21 protein-coding genes are annotated in these 17,480 nt (G+C 43.3%); 9 read left to right on the forward strand and 12 right to left on the reverse strand.

The window, feature by feature from the left end:
• Positions 1-68 precede the first annotated feature (68 nt).
• Positions 69-1,388, reverse strand: coding sequence for a hypothetical protein (locus tag NEJAP_RS12865; RefSeq protein WP_201347620.1), 1,320 nt, complete (start codon positions 1,386-1,388; stop codon positions 69-71).
• A 196-nt stretch (positions 1,389-1,584) separates the two neighbouring features.
• Here NEJAP_RS12865 and NEJAP_RS12870 point away from each other — a divergent pair, with 196 nt between their 5' ends.
• Positions 1,585-1,704 carry an aldehyde dehydrogenase family protein gene (locus NEJAP_RS12870; RefSeq protein ID WP_201347621.1) on the forward strand — a complete coding sequence of 40 codons (120 nt, stop codon included), beginning with the start codon at positions 1,585-1,587 and terminating at the stop codon, positions 1,702-1,704.
• A 73-nt stretch (positions 1,705-1,777) separates the two neighbouring features.
• Here NEJAP_RS12870 and glcF read toward each other — a convergent pair whose 3' ends face one another.
• Genes glcF through NEJAP_RS12885 form a run of 3 tightly spaced genes read right to left on the reverse strand, consistent with a single transcriptional unit; the run spans position 1,778 to position 5,551 of the window.
• Positions 1,778-2,995, reverse strand: coding sequence for a glycolate oxidase subunit GlcF (gene glcF, locus NEJAP_RS12875; protein WP_201347622.1), 1,218 nt, complete (start codon positions 2,993-2,995; stop codon positions 1,778-1,780).
• A gap of 11 nt (positions 2,996-3,006) precedes the next feature.
• Positions 3,007-4,092: a glycolate oxidase subunit GlcE gene (gene glcE, locus NEJAP_RS12880; RefSeq protein WP_201347623.1), complete on the reverse strand. Its 1,086-nt coding sequence runs from the start codon at positions 4,090-4,092 to the stop codon at positions 3,007-3,009.
• A complete protein-coding gene (locus tag NEJAP_RS12885) occupies positions 4,085-5,551 on the reverse strand; it encodes an FAD-linked oxidase C-terminal domain-containing protein (RefSeq protein WP_419197851.1) in 1,467 nt (488 codons plus the stop codon). Before NEJAP_RS12885 ends, glcE begins: the two co-directional genes overlap by 8 nt.
• A 236-nt stretch (positions 5,552-5,787) precedes the next feature.
• On the opposite strand from NEJAP_RS12885, the gene NEJAP_RS12890 reads away from it, so the two are divergent.
• Positions 5,788-6,180, forward strand: coding sequence for a YbaN family protein (locus tag NEJAP_RS12890; RefSeq protein WP_236590930.1), 393 nt, complete (start codon positions 5,788-5,790; stop codon positions 6,178-6,180).
• Between the two features lie 17 nt (positions 6,181-6,197).
• Here NEJAP_RS12890 and NEJAP_RS12895 read toward each other — a convergent pair whose 3' ends face one another.
• Both NEJAP_RS12895 and NEJAP_RS12900 read right to left on the reverse strand, forming a co-directional pair.
• Positions 6,198-6,641 carry a hypothetical protein gene (locus NEJAP_RS12895; RefSeq protein ID WP_201347625.1) on the reverse strand — a complete coding sequence of 148 codons (444 nt, stop codon included), beginning with the start codon at positions 6,639-6,641 and terminating at the stop codon, positions 6,198-6,200.
• 190 nt (positions 6,642-6,831) lie between these two features.
• Positions 6,832-7,230: a GFA family protein gene (locus NEJAP_RS12900; RefSeq protein WP_201347626.1), complete on the reverse strand. Its 399-nt coding sequence runs from the start codon at positions 7,228-7,230 to the stop codon at positions 6,832-6,834.
• 378 nt (positions 7,231-7,608) lie between these two features.
• On the opposite strand from NEJAP_RS12900, the gene NEJAP_RS12905 reads away from it, so the two are divergent.
• From NEJAP_RS12905 to NEJAP_RS12915, 3 genes are read left to right on the forward strand one after another with little or no spacing between them, the layout of a single operon-like run.
• Positions 7,609-8,604 carry an ABC transporter substrate-binding protein gene (locus NEJAP_RS12905; protein WP_201347627.1) on the forward strand — a complete coding sequence of 332 codons (996 nt, stop codon included), beginning with the start codon at positions 7,609-7,611 and terminating at the stop codon, positions 8,602-8,604.
• Positions 8,601-9,362, forward strand: coding sequence for an ABC transporter permease (locus NEJAP_RS12910; RefSeq protein ID WP_201347628.1), 762 nt, complete (start codon positions 8,601-8,603; stop codon positions 9,360-9,362). The genes NEJAP_RS12905 and NEJAP_RS12910 overlap by 4 nt, the downstream gene beginning before the upstream one ends.
• Positions 9,355-10,029 carry an ABC transporter ATP-binding protein gene (locus tag NEJAP_RS12915; RefSeq protein WP_201347629.1) on the forward strand — a complete coding sequence of 225 codons (675 nt, stop codon included), beginning with the start codon at positions 9,355-9,357 and terminating at the stop codon, positions 10,027-10,029. Before NEJAP_RS12910 ends, NEJAP_RS12915 begins: the two co-directional genes overlap by 8 nt.
• Before the next feature lie 37 nt (positions 10,030-10,066).
• On the opposite strand, the gene NEJAP_RS12920 is transcribed toward NEJAP_RS12915, so the two are convergent.
• From NEJAP_RS12920 to NEJAP_RS12935, 4 genes are all read right to left on the reverse strand, one after another.
• On the reverse strand, positions 10,067-10,417 hold the full coding sequence (locus NEJAP_RS12920) for a RidA family protein (RefSeq protein WP_201347630.1): 351 nt from the start codon (positions 10,415-10,417) through the stop codon (positions 10,067-10,069).
• A gap of 184 nt (positions 10,418-10,601) precedes the next feature.
• Entirely contained in the window at positions 10,602-11,111 is a 510-nt protein-coding gene (locus NEJAP_RS12925) for a hypothetical protein (protein ID WP_201347631.1), read from the reverse strand.
• A 92-nt stretch (positions 11,112-11,203) separates the two neighbouring features.
• Positions 11,204-11,569, reverse strand: a complete 366-nt coding sequence (locus NEJAP_RS12930) for a VOC family protein (RefSeq protein WP_236590931.1) — start codon at positions 11,567-11,569, stop codon at positions 11,204-11,206.
• Positions 11,570-11,733: 164 nt separating this feature from the next.
• The gene (locus NEJAP_RS12935; RefSeq protein ID WP_236590932.1) at positions 11,734-12,090 is read right to left on the reverse strand and encodes an FTR1 family protein; all 357 of its coding nucleotides are present in this window, start codon (positions 12,088-12,090) and stop codon (positions 11,734-11,736) included.
• A 238-nt stretch (positions 12,091-12,328) separates the two neighbouring features.
• On the opposite strand from NEJAP_RS12935, the gene NEJAP_RS12940 reads away from it, so the two are divergent.
• Both NEJAP_RS12940 and NEJAP_RS12945 read left to right on the forward strand, forming a co-directional pair.
• Positions 12,329-13,000, forward strand: coding sequence for a helix-turn-helix transcriptional regulator (locus tag NEJAP_RS12940; RefSeq protein ID WP_268927855.1), 672 nt, complete (start codon positions 12,329-12,331; stop codon positions 12,998-13,000).
• 99 nt (positions 13,001-13,099) lie between these two features.
• Positions 13,100-13,489, forward strand: coding sequence for a DUF6858 family protein (locus tag NEJAP_RS12945; RefSeq protein WP_201347634.1), 390 nt, complete (start codon positions 13,100-13,102; stop codon positions 13,487-13,489).
• A 1-nt stretch (position 13,490) separates the two neighbouring features.
• On the opposite strand, the gene NEJAP_RS12950 is transcribed toward NEJAP_RS12945, so the two are convergent.
• Positions 13,491-14,063: a TetR/AcrR family transcriptional regulator gene (locus NEJAP_RS12950; protein ID WP_201347635.1), complete on the reverse strand. Its 573-nt coding sequence runs from the start codon at positions 14,061-14,063 to the stop codon at positions 13,491-13,493.
• Positions 14,064-14,168: 105 nt separating this feature from the next.
• On the opposite strand from NEJAP_RS12950, the gene NEJAP_RS12955 reads away from it, so the two are divergent.
• Positions 14,169-14,678, forward strand: coding sequence for an HPP family protein (locus NEJAP_RS12955; protein WP_201347636.1), 510 nt, complete (start codon positions 14,169-14,171; stop codon positions 14,676-14,678).
• 187 nt (positions 14,679-14,865) lie between these two features.
• Here the strand turns inward: NEJAP_RS12955 and NEJAP_RS12960 are convergent, their stop codons facing one another.
• Positions 14,866-15,612 carry a sulfite exporter TauE/SafE family protein gene (locus NEJAP_RS12960; protein ID WP_201347637.1) on the reverse strand — a complete coding sequence of 249 codons (747 nt, stop codon included), beginning with the start codon at positions 15,610-15,612 and terminating at the stop codon, positions 14,866-14,868.
• Between the two features lie 111 nt (positions 15,613-15,723).
• Between NEJAP_RS12960 and NEJAP_RS12965 the strand changes: the two genes are divergently transcribed.
• On the forward strand, positions 15,724-17,478 hold the full coding sequence (locus tag NEJAP_RS12965; protein WP_201347638.1) for an ABC transporter transmembrane domain-containing protein: 1,755 nt from the start codon (positions 15,724-15,726) through the stop codon (positions 17,476-17,478).
• The last annotated feature ends 2 nt before the right edge of the window (positions 17,479-17,480 follow it).

Raw genomic sequence — 17,480 nt, forward strand, 5'->3', positions numbered from 1 at the left:
TATCAAAATAAATATAACCGGGCTCATTGAGCCCGTCATTTAGCAACGACAGCTTTCTTGTTACAGCGTTAGAAAGGTACGATTGCTATCATCTGGAAATAAGTATTCGTATCAGAGTTTCCAATTTGAACACCGGCATTGTCTGGTGTGTAGAAACCTAAAAGAGGGCTGATTATCAAATGTTCATTCACCACCCACTCAGCATAAAGGTCAACCTCCTGCCCATCTAAAGAGCCATTACCCGCGGTATCACCAAAGTCAAAGAATAGAGCACCAAAGGATAGAGTCTCACTTGGGCTGGCTTTCAAGGCTAGATGATGGATATCGGTTTCGCTGTTAAAAGGGCCGGCATAATTAGATGCCACTTCACCTTGGAACCATGTCCCATAGCCACGGTTAAAGCCGAAGAACAGTGGGTCAAAGCCTTCTTCAAATGTACTATAACGATAGTTCACACTAGGTGACCAAGGCACTTGTGCAAAGGTCCAACCTGCTTCGACATACCATGCATTAGCATCTTTTCGCGTATCATCACCCTGTTTCTGAGTTACAAACTCAGATGATAAGAAGAGATTTTCAACACCGGCATTACCCTGGAACCGCACGCTTAATGTATCTTGGCCATCACGGTGGGTGTTACCAAAGTCTTCGTTTACATCAAGACCTTTTAAATACATCGCCCCAAACGTGCCTTTTTCCGTGCTGTATTCAACATTAATACCGGCTAATTCAGTTTCTGACTGTGCCTTGTTATCTGAAGCAATCCAGAAAATATCAGAGCGCAATCCCTTGCCATTAGCAATTTTCAATACAGCGGTTTGATCAAACGCTTTACGCGCTGCTAACCAGTATGCGCCACCTCGATTTAACTCTTTACCCAAAGCATCACCAAAGTTTAGCGCATCGCCATTGATGAGAAATCCATCACCAAATGACAAATTCTGACGTCCAAAAGAAAACTCTAATCCATTCTCGCCCAGAGATGAGATCATATTTCCTGAACGCCAACCTAGGTAGGCATCCTCAACCTTGGTTTTACGCTCATCTCCGCTGGTAAACCCACCCGCATCACCATCACCGAATGTTCCTGAGCTCAGCAGATTGAATGCGCCATATAGGGTTGCTCCCTGCTTCAGGTTACGTGTAGCACTAAGACCATACTTAATATATGCCTCCTGCCAGTTCGAGCTTCCCTCATCGTTAACTGAAGCACCCGTTACATCATAACTTTCTTGGCTACTAAACGTTCCTAAAATGGCTTCTATATCAAGGTTCACTTCACCTGCATCACTGGTATGCAGATTATAGGCATGAGCAGGAAAAGCCATTACTGCAGCTACGGCAGCACCCAGCAGATACGGTTTACGAATTTTGAAGGGGGTCTTCATCAGGATAGTTCCTCCACGGAAACAGTCGCTATTCTTATTAGTTATTGATGATTCCAGTTAATGAATCACTTTATAACGCTAAGCATACTGTCGTGGTGTAAACCAGCTTTGAGCTAAATGTTTGAAGTTGTTCTCAAATGTAATTAGATGTAACAGGCAGACGTATTAGGCCTCACATTCTCTTAACTTACGGTAAATGATTGCTCAGCCTTTTGATGACATTGAAGAAGTAATTAAAGCAGCTAACGATTCGCCCTATGGACTAGGTGCGAGTGTCTGCTCAATTAACCTGCCATTAGCCTTAATACATATTTAAAACTAATAACACTATAGGGGCCGACATGCCCCTGTACTGATACTTGAAATTCCCTTTAGTTCCTCAAAGTCTTTTAGCGATCCAGCAACTCAATCCAGTGTTGCACTGGCACTTTGGATTTTGACTCTAAGTGCAATTGACAACCTACATTTGAGGTTACGATAAGACTTGGCTGCTCTCCTGTTAGCGCATCTAACTTATTGCTTAACAATTTTTGGCTCATTTCAGGCTGTAAGATTGAATAAGTTCCCGCCGAACCACAGCACAGGTGTTTGTCTTTGGTGCGAGCCAGCTCAATACCTGCCTGCTGAAGAATACTCTCAACTACACCACCTTGCTGCATGGCATGTTGCAACGTACAAGGGCAATGCACTGCTACTTTTTCTGAAGACTTATCTGCTCTAAAAAAAAGCTGAGTGAGGTCTTCAGCTTGCAATACTTCGCTAATATCCTTAGTCAATTCACTAATTTTTGCTGCTTTATCGGCATATCCAGCATCATGCCTTAGCGCATAACCGTAATCTTGCAGCATCGCTCCGCAGCCAGATGCCGTCATCACGATAGCTTCAACGCCGCCCTCTACTGCGGGCCACCAGGCATCAATATTACGCCGCATAAAATCTAAACCTTCATCATGCGCACCAAGGTGATAACTTACCGCACCACAACAACCCGCTTTAGGCTCCTCTATCAGTGTAATGCCCAATTTATCGAGAACACGCGCGGTGGATATATTGGTATTTGGAGTTGTGCTGGGTTGCGCACAGCCTGCTAATGCCAGCATTACTCGGGCGTGGCGCTTCAAAGGCCAAGGGCTATTAACCTCTCGCTTAGGCGGCATTTTGGTTTTAATAGCTTCGGGCAGGATTGGTCGAAGAACCTGCCCTACTTTTAGTAATGGCCCAAATCGTTGTGAGTAAGGCAATACTTGGCGAAGTGCCCAACGCATGAGTTTTTGATTAAACGGACGCTCGAGCTTTTTTTCGATTTCTGCACGTCCAAAATCAATCAGTCGTCCATATTGAACACCTGAAGGACAGGTTGTTTCACAACTACGACACGTTAAGCAGCGGTCTAAGTGGGTGCGGGTTTTTTCAGTAACCTCGCCACCTTCAAGCAGTTGTTTGATCAGATAAATACGTCCACGCGGGCCATCCCTCTCATCATTGAGTTCTTGGTAAGTCGGGCAGGTCGCATTGCAAAAGCCGCAGTGCACACAACTTCTGAGAATCTTTTCAGCGTCTTGTCCCTGCGGGAAATCTTGGTAATGTGGAATTAGGTCCGTTTTCATAAAAGCCTGCTCTACATCCAGTGATACAAACGTCCGGGATTAAAAATACCATCAGGGTCAAACGATGCTTTAATCCGTTTCTGGATTACCTGAAGAGCGTCTGGTGTCGTATGCATCACTTCAGCGCAGCGGTCTCCACCTGCATAAACACTGACTTGACCTCCGGCACTTGCTGCTAATGACTCCATATACAGTTTATCTTGCTCACCAGAGAACCAGCGCTGTGATCCACCCCAATCAATGATGGAATACTCATCAAGCGATGGAATACTGGCTGCTGAATTAACAGAAAAACGCCATAACGGCATATCAGCATGTTTTGTAGAAGCATCCTTATCAAAAAACGATAACTCTTGCTGACCTAGTTGCCGCCAAAACTCATCAGCCTGCATCTGCTCTAACTCAGTACCTTTCCACTCTTTTACAGTGGCCTCGACCGCTGAAAGCGCACCGGATAAACGTACATGCAAACGCCCCTTTAACCAGCAGGCAGCAGACAGTGGTTTAGGGCGTGCGGCAAGTTGATTCATAAAGCTGATAGCATCCCTCGCATCCATATCCCAGACTACGGTGCGACTTACCGCCGGTTTTGGCAGTACTTTTAAGCTGACTTCAGTAATAACACCTAGCGAGCCCATCGCACCAGCTTGTAAGCGTGAGACATCATAACCGGCTACATTTTTCATCACTTGGCCACCAAATTTTAAATGCTCTCCTAGACCATTAATTAAGCGAACACCTAATACATGATCGCGTACTGAACCCGCCCAAGGTCGTCCCGGACCTGATTGATTACAGGCCAAGGTACCACCTATCGTCGCTTTACCCGAAAAACCTGGCGGCTCAAACGCCAACATTTGGTTGCTCTCAGCTAGCGCCGCTTCTATCTCTGTTAATGGTGTTCCTGCTCTGGCAGTTAGTACTAGTTCGACAGGCTGGTAATTCACGATCCCACTATGCCCGGAGACATCCAGCCGCTCACCAATCACCTTGCGGCCCATAAATGATTTACTGCCACCACCCATTATATTCAGCGCCTGCTTATCATTACGGGCAGCAAGGACCTGCTGTTGTAACTCAGTAGAAATATCATCCATGAGCAGTGCCCTCCTTCTTGTTATTCATTTCCTTAGGCTCAATCGAGCGGTATTCTTGGCAGCGACGTAAGGTAGGTATCCCCTTGCCTGGGTTCAATGTACCCACAGGATCAAAAGCATCTTTAATAGCGTTGAATTGAAGTAACTCTAGCTCAGTAAATTGCACCGACATCTGGCGTATTTTCTCGATACCAACACCATGCTCACCGGTAATACAGCCACCGACGGCAACACAGAGCTCGAGTATCTTGCCACCGAACTCTTCAGTCTTTTCAAACTCACCGGGAATGTTTGCATCAAACAAAATTAACGGGTGCAAATTGCCATCACCAGCATGAAAGACATTCGCTACACGTAATTGATAGTGCTCAGATAAGCGCTGCATCTGGGTTAATACGTGTGCTAATTGGCCACGTGGAATCGTGCCATCCATACAATAATAATCAGGAGAAATACGCCCAACCGCCGGAAAAGCTGATTTTCGGCCTTTCCATAAAAGGGCACGTTCAGCTTCTGTTTGTGACGTTCTAACAGAGGTTGCGCCAAAGGAGTGGAACAGTTTTTCAACTTGCTCAATATGCTCTTGGACCTCTTCTGCGGTGCCATCAACTTCACATAGTAATAACGCTTTAGCCTCTTTGGGGTAACCTGCTTTAGCAAAACCCTCTGCGGCTGAAATCGCATAAGCATCCATCATCTCTAACCCGGCAGGGATAATACCGCTGGCAATAATGCCACCGACTGAATCACCTGCTTGCTGGACGTTATCAAACCCTGCCATCACCACGCGGGCTTTTTCAGGTATGGGCAATAACTTAACTTGAATCTCGGTAATCACACCGAGTAAACCTTCGGAACCATTAATCAGTGCTAACAAGTCTAAGCCACAGCTATCGAGCCCATCGCTACCTAATGTGACCTTCTCACCCTCTACGGTAAGCATTTCTACACTCAGAACATTGTGTACCGTAAGGCCATATTTAAGGCAATGCACGCCGCCTGAATTTTCAGCAACATTGCCACCAATCGTACACGCAATTTGGGAAGAAGGATCAGGCCCGTAATACAAACCATATTCAGCCGCTGCCTCACTAATAGCTAAATTACGCACACCAGGCTGTAATCTAGCCGTGCGTGTTTGCGGGTTAATCTCGATAATGTTCTTAAACTTAGCTAACGAGAGGACAACCCCCTCAGTATTTGGCATTGCGCCAGCACACAGGCCAGTACCTGCACCGCGCGCAACCACAGGAACAGCGTATCTATGGCAAATACGTAGTGTTTCTTGCACCTGCGCTACTGTTTCTGGTAATACAACAATCAGTGGCATCTCACAATACATCGACAAGCCATCACACTCATAAGGCTTGAGTGTTTCTTCATCAACAATGACATTTTGAGGTGCAATAAAGCCACAAAATAACTGATACAACTCATCTTTACTCAGCTTGTTTGTCATACTCATCTAACAGCTCCGGCATCTGTGTAGTACTACATATACACCATAAACGATTGGCTTTTACTAAATCTTATAACGTGATGGAGCTCGATGGCATTTTATTTTAGGGGATGAGAGCGTCATCTTTAGCTATGAAGCAAAAATCGAAAGCAAACAATAGCTTCTCAATAAAGCAGGCATTAACTGTGCTAGGCTTTAGCATTATTAAAAATAAAAATTGATACAGGCTTGATGAGTTGAACAAAATAACCCGTGTTGGAGTAAAAAAAGGCTTAATGATTGGCTGCGGTTGGTTTTTTATCGCGCTAGGTGCCATCGGCGTTGTCTTGCCTATTTTACCCACTACACCATTTCTTATCTTAGCGCTTGGCTGCTTTGCCAAAAGCTCGCCGCGCTTTCATCAGATGTTATTGAATAACCGTTGGTTTGGCCCTGCGTTAAAAGAGTGGGAATCCACTCATCGGATGTCGCGCCAAACCAAAAAACGTTCCACGCTCATGATTATTGCTACTTTTTCAATATCGATACTTATATTGTCTGACCGTCCTTATTTACAGCTGATGTTGGTGAGCTGTGCCAGCATATTATTATTCTTTCTATGGCGTATTAAAGAAGCCCCCCCCTCATAACTCACACCTAGCCAACACTACAGCCGTTGCCACCAAGGGATCTCTTTTCGTAACATCACGCTCTTGCTTAAGGTATCAAATAACTCATTCATATGCTGATAGTACTCAAACTTAACGCCATCGTTTTCACTCATTAGCACAAAAACAGTAATCGCCTTAGCACGCTTTTTATATAGCATGATCTTAAAGTCATCTAGCTGATACTCTGTATCACCCTGTTTAGTTGTAATAGTGAGTGTATCTTTATTAAGGGTTAGCTGCGTATAGCTAAACTCATCGAAACCTTTCTTAACACTCGGAAGCCTAATAATTAAAACCGCGACAAAAAAAGTTATGGCTACGGTGCTGGTTAATATATTTTCGATAACAGTAACCACTAGAATTAAACCTAGCCCCAACGCCATTTCTAAACGTTTACCTAAATAGCGAAATACTGCGGTACGACTACGCTGGAAAACCATAATGAACCCTCAAAAAATCTTCACTACAGATTACTACCTCGATAATTTTAAAAAAGTACCAAAAAGCTTATAAATAACAACCAACTCTCACATTAAAACTGGCGAGCTTATTTATATCCATCAAAAGTAAAATACCTCCTGTTAAAAAAGCTTTATGCCTTAGATGCCTTACTGGTTAGTGACTCGCTTCTCAATCAGGCCTCCCCTCTATATATTGCGCCCCCCCCTCGGGAACCTTTTCCCATGATGCTTTTGATCCGACATAAATATGCATGCCAAGCTCAATGTCTGGGTCACCATTAACACAACCTAACGTAACACCGTGAACTTCACCGTTATAGATTCCGCAGATAGTAGAGCCACATACTTTGCAAAACTGCAGGCCAAAACCATGTTGACCAACATAGGAAGTCAGGAGTTCTTTTCCAGACATCCAGCTGAACTGGCTAGGTTCTACTAGCGCATACGCAGACGCTTGTGAGCTAAACGCTTTTCTACACCTAGAGCAATGGCAAGATCGTGCATCGCGTAGCTTTCCATTAATTTGATACTTTACTTCACCACAAAAGCACTCACCTGTAATCGACAAAAAGACCTCCTAGGTGCTTAATCCACTCATTACAAAGACGTACGGGGTAGCAAATTTTGAATATCTACCATAGCACTCACATACACCATTGTGGAGTCGATCCAGCTTCTCAGCGCTTTTTCTAACACCAGCATTAAAAAGTGAACTTGCTCTTGTACCAAGCCCTACAATAGCTAAAACATGAACCCCGTTGATTACAATCTTGATGGACTCTGTTTATCCGCTCACTTAAATCTATGACAACCGATGACACTCTTGGCCTAAAGACCACTGCTAGGCCATAAAAAAGGCACCAAAGTACCATGTTGACTGATGTATCAGCAGCTTATGTTGGTATAGGGCTTTACCACATCTACTATTTGAAATAATGAGTGCCTAATGCAAACCTTCTTATCACTTTTCTTTTCGAGCTTATTGTTCTTATTCTCTGCTCAGCTAAGCGCTCAAGAAGACCTGCAAACCCAACTACCCAAACTGAAAGTTACCGTTATTGCATGGGGAACCGTTAACTGGGAACTGCAGCACATTAAACAAAGGCAGCTTGATCATAAAAATGGCTACGATTTAGTGATCGACCGTGTCGCAAGCTTATCGGCTGCACGCATTGCGATTACAGCGGACAATACAGATTTTATCGTCTCGGATTGGCTTTGGGCTTCTGAACGCAACCACAAGGGAGCCAATCTACGCTTTATACCTTTTTCAAAACAAGTTGGTAGCATTATCGCATCGCCAGGCAACAGTATTAGTAGTTATGCTAGCTTAAAAGGCAAACGGATAGGCGTTGCAGGAGGCCCTATGAATAAGGGCTGGGCTCTGATGCGCGCAGCAGCAAATAAAGAAGGAATTGACCTTAAAAATGAGGCGAAAATCCAGTTCGGAGCCCCGCCTTTATTAACCCAAGCCATAAAAAATGGTCAGATCGATATACTAGCCACCTTTTGGCATTACGGTGCCCGTCTTGAAGCAGAGGGATATAAAAAACTCTATAGCCTTAAAACTATCATGCGAGACCTTGGCCTAAAAAGTAATGTGCCAATGCTAGGCTATTTATATAAAGCTAAGTTGGGAGATCAACACCCACACCTTGTTGCAGCCTTCTATAAATCTATTAATGAAGCTAAAGCACAACTAGCCGTAGACGATACTGCTTGGCAAGCATTACGTCCATTTATGAAATCTGAAAACAATAAAATCTATCACGCCCTGATAACAGGTTACAGATCTGGCATCCCTGATGAGTTTAGTCAGCAGCACATAGAAGATGCAGCTAACTTCTACACAATCATTGATGACCTTAAACCTTACCCAACAGGCTTGCAGCTTAACCCTGAACTTTTTCATAATGCACTCTTTGATAAAGGTAGCAGATGACAATAAGCAAAATGGGCGATCAAGTAATAGCATTTGTTTGCTTGTTATCTCTCTGGTGGGTGGTCTCGACAATTGTATCCAATCCTTTATTACCAACCCCCGCCGAAGTGTTTTCAGCACTCAGTAAAGAGTGGCATGAACAACGCCTGCTCGAAAGTTTAATAGTTACTCTTAGGCGTGTTCTGATCAGTTTTATTTTTGCTATGACCTTAGGTGGTTTGCTTGGCGTATTGATGGGGCGGTTTCGGTTAGTCAACCGTGTGTTAGACCCCTTGCTCATTATATTGCTAAATATTCCCGCGCTCGTCGTTATTATCCTGCTCTATATTTGGTTCGGCCTTATTGAGGTCGCAGCTGTTACAGCGGTTATTATTAATAAACTACCCAATGTTGCTGTAACTCTACGTGAGGGAGGTCGCATGTTTGATCATGAGCTGGAAGAGATGTCGTTAATGTACAGGTTTAGCTTTCGCCAGAAGCTACTGCATTTATGGTGGCCTCAATTATTCCCATACATAATGATTGCTACCCGTAGCGGCTTAGCACTAATTTGGAAAATAGTCCTTGTTGTTGAGTTGCTGGGCCGGTCTGATGGGGTAGGTTTTCAATTACATTTGGCTTTTCAGTTGTTTGATGTAGCCACCATCCTCGCTTATAGTTTTGCTTTTATCCTTGTTGTGCAATTAATTGAGTGGTTCATATTGCAACCATTAGATCGTAACGCATCTCGTTGGCAAAAAGGGGGTGGCAATGTTTGAATTTACTGTCGAAGGGCTAGAACTTTCCGATAAGAAAATTCTTGCTGCACTTAACATAAAGCTTAACCCAGGCGAGACCCACTGCTTGTTAGGCCCCTCGGGTAGCGGCAAAACCTCACTACTTAACGTGATGGCCGGCTTACAACAAGAAAGCATAGTGAAAAATGTTAAAGGCGAAAGCCAAAACCTATGGTCACAACGCAAACCCGACATAGGCTATCTTTTTCAGCAACCACGACTTTTGCCTTGGCGCACTATTACTCAGAACTTACTGTTAGTTGAGCCGAACAAAGAGATTGTAATGCACAGGTTAAGCGAGGTTAGGCTACAAGATTATGCTGACTATTACCCCGCTAAAATATCATTAGGTATGGCAAGACGCGTGGCGTTGGCCCGCTGCTTATTACTTAAGCCTGAACTGGTATTAATGGATGAGCCCCTAACCTCCTTAGATTTACCAACAGCCAGAGAGATGAGAAAGCTAATTAAACGTTTAGTCTGCGGCCATCCAACTCGCAGCATGATCTACGTTACTCATAATCTGGATGAAGCGCTTGAACTAGGAGATACGGTATCAGTATTAGGCAATGCGCCTGCTGAAGTTATCTACAGTAATTCAATAAACAGTCTATCTCGTGAGGAACTTGAGACCTTGCTGAAGCACTAGCTACACTACACAAATAACCTAACAGTTTTCAGCACGTTTACTTCCGCACTGCTGTAACAGTAACTTCAATTAAAACAGCGCCTTCAAGATGTACACCTAAGCAAGCTCGTTGAGGCCAATGTTCAGGGTTAGTGCCTAACCAATTTATCCACACTGAATCCATTCGTTGTTTATCCGCCATATTAGCAATATATACTTGAGCTGAAACTATTCTGGTTTTGTCTGAGTTAAGCTCAACTAAATTAGTTTGAATTGTATCTAAAGTAAGCTGCGTCTGTTGCTCAATACCTACAGAGGTATCCGAGGATGTAGCAACGGTCCAAACTAAATCTTTGTATGCTGATGATTTGCTACGGCCATCATAAATTCCAGTTTTTCTCTCAATCATCACTGTTACTCCTGTATTGCTGGCTTCCTGTTAAAAATAGTAGAGCGAATTTTCACGGCCGGTGGTAAAAAGCGGATAAAAAAACACGCATTAATAGGTGAATAGAGGTGAAGCTAAGTAAGCCCTATTTACAGACTTTAATTTGTAGATCTAGGGCCTACAAGATTAACCTATAACGATTCATTTAGTGGTTATAGAAATAGGCATCATGTACTGCTTTTCCAGTCATGTTTTGCTGCCCTTTATAAAATTGCACAAACTCTGTATCGAACAGCTCAAGATGTATCCAGCCCTCTTTAAGTCTAAACCAATTTCCACCTGCGGCTTCATACACGTGCGGGAATACTCCCCAACCTGATTCAGAAATATTCAGTTCAGAAAATCGATTAATTATTTGGCTAGTAGAACTTAAAGTTGGAAATTTGTAGATCAGAATTTCTCGATCTCTTAAGCGTGTTTCATCAGTTGGCTTAAATCGATAACAACTGATTGAGGTTAATTGTCTGTCGTACCATAGGTACTTTTCTGAACCACTAAATTCATGTTCAGAGCAGTCATTAAATTGAATAGCCCACGGATTGTTATCATGAAATCCGATGTACCCTATCGGCGTATTGTTTAGAGGCGCCTTTGAAACACAACCGATTAATAACAATGACATAAGTAAAATAAGTGGCTGATACAGTTGTTTCATCTAAAAACCTAGCGGGTTATGGACAATTAAATTTTGTACTTATAAAAACTAATTACAAAAACCTAGGCGCGTTGCAAATCACTTATTAATGATTATATATTTTCGCCAAAACGCCACAGTACTCCACTAGGGTCATGCAGTGTAAAATCTAACATGCCCCATGGCTGCTCAACAATATCTGACACTTTAACATCATATTTTTTAGCAACTCCTGATACCTCAACTTGCTTGTGCCAAGAATGGATATCTTCTACCAATAAATGCATCATAAAATTTTCTGCATATACCTTCTCATAAAAATCTTGTAACAAAAAACTACAACGCCCTTTATGAAAATATGCAACCCCATCAGAATCAGAGGCCTTAGTAAAACCTAACTCTGAATAAAACTGCTTGGATATTTCAAAATCTTTTGCGGGCACAAACGCCTTAATTTCTAGAGTCTTTAAATTATTCAACACGTATTCCCTATCCATATAATACTTTAACGCTAAGCAAATATATTCGCAGTATGGCCCCATTAAACATTTGCGTATATTAATGTGTCATTCCAAACGCTATAGCGTGCATGCTCAACGTCCAACTACGACACGGCCAAAGGAGCCTTAAACGTTAACTTCTTTTACACTAGCAACCCCATAATAGGTATCAAAATAAACAACAACTGCAACCCAACAGACTCCACAGTAGGAAATAATCCCAACCAAGAGATAAAAGGTACATAACTGACAGCCGCGGCAGAAATAAATCCAGCTACTTGCAGCTCCAATGCAGCTTTACCCACAAAAATCGCAGATAAACGCTTTTGATCCAGCGCTTGTCCCATTTTATTATGGATAAAACCTTGCCACTGCTGCATCTCTCGACGTGCAATTAACCAGACACTCATATAACTCAATAAGACGGCGGCAATCAGTAAGCTAAAGCCTTCTATAAACTCACGGGAAGATCCACTATTTTTAAGTAACGATTGGCACAACCATGCAGTTAAAAAGCTTGCGATAATAGCACTACCCGCTCCAGCCCAAATCAGCGGTATATAGCGATTTCCAATCAGCCTTACGTATACCTGACTTCTCCATTAGCTCAACTTGCCGCTCAGGGTTGTAATTGAGTATCCAGTTTTCCATTCCTTGATTCAGTGTTTTTAACCAACTAAAACCAGAAATAGGCTGCTGTTCCTCAGCAGCGGCTTCTGGCGACTCTTTAGCTGCTTTATCAGTGATTTTGCCGCTGTTGATGTAGCAGATTTTTCGCTTTCAGGCTCTGGAGGAAGTACAAAATATTCTGCAACCATCTTGTTATGTGGCTCATTTAGCTACGATTCTTCGATGGATCACCCTTTTGTAAAAGGCCTACCCTGCTTTATTCATATCAAGGCATCCGAAACGCCCCAGCTCGCATGGTTAAGATCTTTAGTGACTGTTCTTGCGAACGAATCGCGCCAACCATCCCCGGGCTCTACCGTGATAGTCGACCGGCTAACAGAAGTACTGTTCATTCAATTAATGCGCACTTACATGGAAAATTCATCCAATAGCGAGGGGTATATTATCGCCCTAGCAGACTTGCAAATTGGCTCAGCATTAAACCTAATTCACTCAGAGACAAAAGCCCACTGGAGCGTTGAGCAGCTCGGTGATGCGGTTTCTTTATCAAGAACGGCGTTTACAGAAAAGCTTTCTCGCATGGTCGGTATGCCACCTAAAACATACCTCATCAATTGGCGTATGCAAAAAGCCAAAACCCAACTTGAGCACACTGACACAGCCATGATTGATATTGCACAAGGCGCGGGTTACTCATCAGAAGCGGCTTTTAGCAAAGCATTTAAGCATTATTATGACCAGCCTCCTGGGCAGGTTCGTCGTAATAGCAACCCGCACTAGAAGCGCTTAATAAAAATACTCCGTTATAAGTGTTGTTTGTTATCACTAAAGTATAATAACATTAGATAATTCTAATATTATACTTTAAGGCGATGCTACATGAAGCAAACAATGTTCCAAGAAAAGTACCCTGTCTTTTTTCTTGAAGTAAGCAAAGAAGAGTGCCGCTTTGACCAGTTCGAAAAAGTGATTAGTTACTTTGAAAACTGCATAAAACAGCACCCAAAAGCGAGTTACATTGCTACTTTTGATCACTATGCACATACCGATTCACTGGAAGAAGGTGAAATAGCTGAAGGCATTTTGGCGGCTAAAAATGTCGTATTTTGCTTTGGTCTTAAATTACCGAATGCATTGGTAATGGCGGTACGCCCTCGCTCATTTGGCATTACGGAATACGCTGATAAATATGTCATTAGCTTTCTTGAAGCACCAATGCCTGTTGCAAATCAAGCTATGGAAGAGTGGTCACGCGCATTGCGTAAATAGACTACATAGATCGAATAAGCAGCTTGGCTGATTCTTTTGCTTTTAGGGCTGCTTTTCGATCACCCTGAACATGCGCCAATGTAATGGCACCTTCTTTTAATAAGCACAACGCATCTGTAGCCATGTTGATACAAGCGGCATCGATGCTGGTACTCCTAACTAACGACTCGATCAAGATAGCCACGCTTTGCTTATGCGCTGCACACTGCTTATGTAAAGGGTGTGTTAGATCGCCAAACTCGGCACTCACATTGATAAACAAACAACCATGAAAGGCAAATAACGCATCAACCCGATTATTAAACCAATCGTCCAGTGCATCAAATAGCGCCTCCACTTTTGCCATGCCAGGTTTGGCCAAATCTAACCTTTCTTTAAGCCAATCACAAAAGCACTCATCACGATAAACGAGCACAGCAAGTACTAGCGCCTCTTTTCCACTGAAGTGGTGGTACAAGGTTTTTTTAGCGATACCAGACTCAGCCAATATCTCGTTAATACCCACCGCATGGACACCCTTTTGGTAAAAAAGATTAAAAGCGGAGCTAATAAGGTGAAGACGTTTACTCGACATAAAAAATATTTCCTCAAAAAAAGAATATTGACATGAGTAGACCGACTTGTCTACCATGCAAAAATAGACAGATTGGTCTACCTCAATAATCACCTGGAGAACGCTATGTCTGCTTTACTTAAAAAAATCAAAGGTGATGGTGCGGCGCGGCCTCCCAAGCATCCGATGAAAAATATTATGCTGGCAGGACTCGGTGGCTTTATAGCAATTGGTGTATTAGCAGGCCTTGCTGAAAGCTTAGAAGCCGCTCTGGTGTTAGGCTCGTTTGGTGCCTCTTGTGTGCTGGTGTTTGGTTTTCCTGATGCGCCCTTTTCACAACCGCGAAATATTATTGGCGGGCACTTTTTAAGCACATTGATAGGTCTGATTTCCCTGACACTTTGCGGGCCAACATGGTGGTCTGTCGCACTCGCGGCAGGCACTGCCATTGCTTTAATGATGGCAACCAGAACGGTTCATCCTCCCGCAGGTTCTAACCCTGTGATCGTCTTTTTACTACAACCCAACTGGGACTTTTTATTACTGCCAACCTTAAGTGGTGCTCTCATCCTTGTAGCGGTTGCTTTGCTTTATAACAACCTTAGCAGAGAAGAAAACTACCCTAAGTATTGGTAGCTACTGCCTCCTTCCCATAAATGCATTTTTACCGGCACAGGATCTTAGCGCACCCAACACAAACAGCATTTAAGGAATAACAGCTGCTAATAAGGCAATACCCAATATTGAGAGTAATCTCGTGAGCGAAGCGGGCACCTTCTAATTCTACAACAAGAACATTATCAAAAAGGCTGGCCGAGTGGTTTTAGCGAATGACAGCACTAATCGTTATGTAAGCACCTAAAAGCAACAGAGAGATAAATAGAAGTCGTTTAAACAGCTGCTCAGATAATTTTTTGCGAAGCTTCTGACCCAAGACCATTCCAATGATGGCAGGTATTAATGCTAAGGCTGAATACTGACCCAACTCAGCCGATAACAGATGATTCTCCTGTAATGATACAGCTAGAGCAATAGTTGATGTCGTGAACAACATTCCCATTGCTTGAATCAATACGTCTCGCGTTAAGCCAATCGCTTGCAAATACATAACACCAGGAATAACAAAAGAGCCCGTCATACCTGTAAATATACCGTTTAAAGCTCCCAATAAAGGACCTGCCCACACCTCATGCTGTCTACTCAATGTAAATCCAAACCCTGATAGATTTATCACAGAGTATGCGATCAACAACCCACCGAGTAACATTGATAAAAGTACCAGGGCTGCCTGGCTCATCAACAGCCCACCCAACCACACCATTACAGTTGCCATAAGCAAAAATGGCCATACTCTAAACATCGCCTCTTTAGCGTACCCACCAACAAAGGCCTGCCATACATTGGTAACAATTGAGGGAATCAATAATAGTGCCATGGCCGTCGGCATATCAATAGCAACGGTTAGCAGTGCAAGGCTTACCGTAGGAAGGCCTAAACCCGTCACGCCTTTAACTGCACCGGCCAAAAGGAACGTGACAAGAATGATACAAATAGTGAAAACATCAAACATTTTGCAACTCTAGTAATCTGAAAATGAAAATTCACAATGGAAAAGTAAGATGAGCTATCGGCCAGACTTATGCATTAAAATAACCACATAGCCACCTGTTTGCCATAAGGAATGCCATTGAACCCTGTTAAAAAATTCTCAACTCTCGTACAACTTGTGCAGTTCATGCGGCCCTACCGCAAGTATTGGGTCGGTGCCATGATCGCTCTCTTATGTACTGCTGGTGTGACACTGGCGATTGGTCAGGGAGTAAAGCTTGTTATAGATAACGGCTTTATTGCAGGCTCAATCGAGCAATTAAACCATTCCATTTTTATTTTAATTGGCATGTCGTTATTGATGGCCACTGGCACCTTTATCCGTTTTTATCTCGTTTCATGGTTAGGCGAGCGCGTAACCGCCGATATCCGTCAAGCGGTATTTGATAACATCATCAATTTACATACGAGTTACTTTGAAAAAAACCGCAGTGGCGAGATCATGTCGCGGCTAACTACCGACACCACACTACTCCAGTCCATCATCGGTAGCTCTTTTTCAATGGCTTTACGCAGCATCGTCACTACCAGTGGCGCTTTAGTGATGCTTTTTATTACTAATGTAAAACTTAGCCTGATTATCGTAGCCGGTGTTCCTCTTATTTTATTACCAATACTGCTATTTGGGCGTCGTGTTAGGCAACTCGCTAGAAAGAGCCAAGATTCAATCGCTGACGTTGGCACCTATGCTGGCGAAGCTATTCAACAGATAAAAACCGTACAAAGCTATAACCAAGAAAGTTACGAAAGCACCAGTTTTGCTAAAGAAGTAGATAACGCCTTTACTATTGCGAAACACCGTATTAGCCAGCGCGCACTGCTAATGGCAACCGTCATACTATTAGTATTCGGCGCATTATCTGGCATGTTATGGGTGGGCGGATACGATGTTATTTCTGGCGTAATGACCGGCGGTGAATTAGGCGCATTTGTTTTTTATGCGCTCATTGTTGCTATGGGCACAGGCACATTATCCGAAGTTTACGGGGAGCTACAAAGAGCTGTCGGTGCTACCGAGCGATTAATGGAATTGTTGCATGCTAAAAATGAAATACTAGCCCCCGAAAATCCACAAGATGCACAACACTTAAAAGCCAGCCTAGACTTACAAAACGTCACCTTTAACTATCCTTCTCGTCCAGAAAAGGCCGCCTTATCCAACTTCAATCTAACGATACCAGAAGGGAAAGTCACCGCGTTAGTTGGGCCATCGGGTGCAGGTAAATCGACTGTATTCGAATTACTGTTGCGCTTTTACGATCCTAACCTTGGCAAGATTAGTTTTGATACAACTGACCTTCGCCAGCTCGACCCACATCAATTACGCCAACAAATGGCAGTGGTTGCACAACAGCCTGCTCTATTTACCAGTAATGTGTTGGAGAACATCCGCTACGGTAAGCAAGATGCCTCTGAGCAAGACGTTATCGCTGCGGCTAAAGCGGCTCATATTCACGATTTTATCGAGCAACTACCCAACCAATACTATAGCGATTTAGGTGAAAAAGGCGTGCGCTTATCTGGAGGGCAAAAACAGCGCATCACGATTGCCCGAGCGATCTTAAACAACCCCCGCGTTTTATTGCTTGATGAGGCCACCAGCGCACTCGATTCAGAAAGCGAAGGCGCGATCCAAATGGCGTTAAACAACTTGATGCAGGGACGTACTACCGTGATTATTGCCCACCGTTTATCTACTATTATCCATGCCGATAACATTGCGGTAATGGATAATGGGCAAGTTGTTGCTCAAGGAAATCACACCGAGTTATTAGTGCAATCAAAACTTTATTCAAAATTAGCAGCACGACAGTTTAAAGAGCTATAAAA

The sequence above is a fragment of the Neptunomonas japonica JAMM 1380 genome, assembly GCF_016592555.1.
GTDB lineage: Bacteria > Pseudomonadota > Gammaproteobacteria > Pseudomonadales > Balneatricaceae > Neptunomonas > Neptunomonas japonica_A.